At 71.7% G+C, this 2,904-nt stretch carries 3 protein-coding genes; 2 read left to right on the forward strand and 1 reads right to left on the reverse strand.

All coding sequences use genetic code 11. The features are described from left to right. Positions 1-48: 48 nt before the first annotated feature. Positions 49-1,362 carry a serine hydrolase domain-containing protein gene (locus AB0M20_RS35680; protein WP_364304967.1) on the reverse strand — a complete coding sequence of 438 codons (1,314 nt, stop codon included), beginning with the start codon at positions 1,360-1,362 and terminating at the stop codon, positions 49-51. A gap of 111 nt (positions 1,363-1,473) precedes the next feature. Between AB0M20_RS35680 and AB0M20_RS35685 the strand changes: the two genes are divergently transcribed. After that, positions 1,474-2,118: a PadR family transcriptional regulator gene (locus AB0M20_RS35685; RefSeq protein ID WP_364304963.1), complete on the forward strand. Its 645-nt coding sequence runs from the start codon at positions 1,474-1,476 to the stop codon at positions 2,116-2,118. Then, entirely contained in the window at positions 2,115-2,762 is a 648-nt protein-coding gene (locus AB0M20_RS35690) for a class I SAM-dependent methyltransferase (protein WP_364304965.1), read from the forward strand. Before AB0M20_RS35685 ends, AB0M20_RS35690 begins: the two co-directional genes overlap by 4 nt. Positions 2,763-2,904: the final 142 nt, after the last annotated feature.

A 2,904-nucleotide genomic window follows, 5' to 3' on the forward strand; every position in this document is an offset into this window, starting at 1 on the left:
GTCCGAGCCTCGGACAGGTGGCTGAGCTACCACTTTTCGCTTGCCCCTCTAGGCCAGGTGGGACGGGTCCTTCTTGAAGACGAACGTGGCGATGTCGAGCGCCGCCACCGTGCCGTCGGCCTCGCGCAGCACCTGGAGGATCTCGCCGGCGTTGTCGCCGGTGCGGCCACGCCACCGGTCACCGCCCTCGCGGGTGAAGCGCCACGGCGCGTACGGCACGGTCAGGCATCGCATCACGACCTCGTCGCCGGCGGCCACCACCTCGTACTCGCGGCCCATCCACCACCAGCGCCCGGCCAGCTCGGCGGCCTCGGCGCTCGGTGGCGCGGGCGGCTTCCACGGCTCGATCACGTCCGGCTCGGACTCGAGCACCGCGGTCAGCGCCGCCAGGCTCACCGGCTTGATCCCGGTGCCGGTCAGCCCGTACGCGTTGGCGAACACGACCACCCCGAGCCGGCTCTTGCGGTGCACAGCCAGATGCGCCACGTACCCCGGCATCGAACCGCCGTGCCCCACGTAGACCCGCTCACCGACCCGGAAGAGCTGCGGGCCGAGCCCGTACCCGCCGGTCCACGACTCCAGGTCGTCGATCACCACCGGCGTGCACATCTCGTCGACCGTCTCGCGGCTCAGCACGGCCGGCGCGGGATCGGCCAGGAACGCGGCCCACTTCGCCATGTCGGTGACCGTCGACCAGAGCTGTCCGGCAGGCGCCATCGCGCCGGCGTCCAGCCGCGGCTCCTCGTGCAGGGCGCCGGTGGCCTGGTCGACGACGTAGCCGCGGGCGAACGGCTCGACCGGCGCGTAGGTGGTGCGCTTCATGCCCAGCGGGTCGAGCACGCGCTTGCTCACCAGCGTGGGCCAGGACTCGCCGGTGACCCGTTGCAGCACGGCGCCGAGCAGTCCGTACCCCAGGTTGGAGTAGTGGAACGCCCGCCAGGGCGGGTTGGCCGGCTTGTCGAACGGCAGCGCCGCGAGCAGCTGGTCGACGTCGCCGCCGGTGGCCCGCTCCCACCACGGGCCGGCCGGCTCCCGCTGCAGGCCGGAGACGTGGCCGAGGAGCTGGCGCAGCGTGATGCCGCCGAGCGGGGTGCCGGGCAGGTGGCGGTACAGCAGGTCGTCGAGGGCGAAGAAGCCCTCGTCGCGCAGCTGCATGACGATCGTCGCGGTCAGCGTCTTGGTGATCGAACCGAGGCGGTACTGCGTCTTGAGGTCGGGCCGCGGGGTCTCACCGGCGGCCGCGAAGTGCAGCACCGCGCGGTCGCGGACCACCGCCAGGGCCAGTGACGGCACCCGCCCGGCGGACTGGGCGCGAGCGGCGATCTCGGAGACGCGGCGGGCGGTTTCCGGCAACAGGGACAACGGCACGCCTTTCATCGGGAACTTCCATATGTAACTGGCGCGCGCGCCGTTGGCTACGCCTTCGTGCTTATACTCGTCTACGAGTAATCGGCGACGGATATAGGAGCGGGCATGGCGAAGCGGCGGGTCGGCAACCTTCTGGCGCTGGCGCTGCTGGCGTTGTTGTCGCCGGGCAAGCCCATGCATCCGTACGAGATGGCCACGATGCTCCGCCGCACCGGCAAGGAGCAGGACATGCGGATCAAATGGGGCTCGCTCTACACGGTGGTCGGCAACCTGGACAAGCACGGGCTGATCGAGACCGTCGACACCGAGCGCGCCGGCCGCCGCCCGGAGCGCACGCGGTACGCCATCACCGAGTCCGGCCGCGCCGAGCTGCGGGAGTGGATGCACGAGCTGCTCGCCGAGCCCGCCGTGGAGCAGCCCCGGTTCGGCGCCGCGCTGTCGGTGCTCGGCGTGCTCCCGCCGGAGGAGGCGGCCGACCTGCTGGAGCTGCGCCTGGCCGCGCTGAGCGGCGACATCGAGCGGCAGCGGGCCGATCTGGAGCGATGGACCGCCGAGGTGCCCCGGTTGTTCCTGATCGAGGAGGAGTACGCGCTGGCCGTGCGCGAGGCCGAGGCCGCCTGGGTGCGGTCGCTGATCGCCGAGCTCCGCGACGGCACCCTGCCCGGCCTGGATGCCTGGCGGGCCTGGCACACCTCCGGCGGAGCTCCGCCGGAGTGGACCGCACTGATGGAGGGGGAGGACGAGTCATGAAGCTACGGGTTCCGGAGATGGAGGGGCGCTCCGCACGGTGGTACGCCAAGCAGCGCGGCAGCGCGGCGCAGATGGCGCAGTACCGCCGGATCGCCGAGAAGCTGTCCGAGCAGCTGCCGCCGGGCTGCGACGTCCTGGAGGTGGCGCCCGGCCCGGGCTACCACGCCATCGAGATGGCCCGGCTGGGCCACGCGGTGACCGGGCTGGACATCAGTCGCACCATGGTCGAGATCGCCGGCGAGAACGCGGCCCGCGCCGGGGTCACCGCCGGCTTCCGGCACGGCGACGCCACCGCGATGCCGTTCCCGGACTCGTCCTTCGACTTCATCGTGTGCCAAGCCGCGTTCAAGAACTTCCTTGACCCCATCGCGGCGCTCGACGAGATGCACCGGGTGCTGCGCCCCGGCGGCCTCGCCGTGATCCAGGACCTCAACTCCGCCGCCACCCGCGCGGACATCGCGGCGGAGGTCGCCCCGATGGGCCTGAGCAGGGTGAATGCGGCGTTCGTACGGTTCACTCTGAGCTGGTTACGGCGCCGCGCCCGCACCGCGGAGCAGTTCCGCGAGCTTGCCGGGCGCAGCGCGTTCGGCCGCGCCGAGGTCGGTGCCGAGGGTCTGAGCCTGGAGGTGCGGCTCCGGGCGTGAAACCCGGTCCGGACCGGGGAAGCGGTTGCAAGCGTCGACGTGTCACGATTCAAGGGTGGAAGCCGTACTCTGGGTCGTTCTCGCCGTCGCTCTCGCGATCGGCGAGGCCTTCACGGCAACATTCCTGATCATCTTCTTCGCG

Source organism: Actinoplanes sp. NPDC051633, from assembly GCF_040681735.1.
GTDB lineage: Bacteria > Actinomycetota > Actinomycetes > Mycobacteriales > Micromonosporaceae > Actinoplanes.

Bases quoted from the DNA above. Each gene is read 5' to 3' on its own strand.
- AB0M20_RS35685 (WP_364304963.1), top strand. From the start codon at position 1,474: ATGGCGAAGCGGCGGGTCGGCAACCTTCTGGCGCTGGCGCTGCTGGCG.
- AB0M20_RS35690 (WP_364304965.1), top strand. From the start codon at position 2,115: ATGAAGCTACGGGTTCCGGAGATGGAGGGGCGCTCCGCACGGTGGTAC.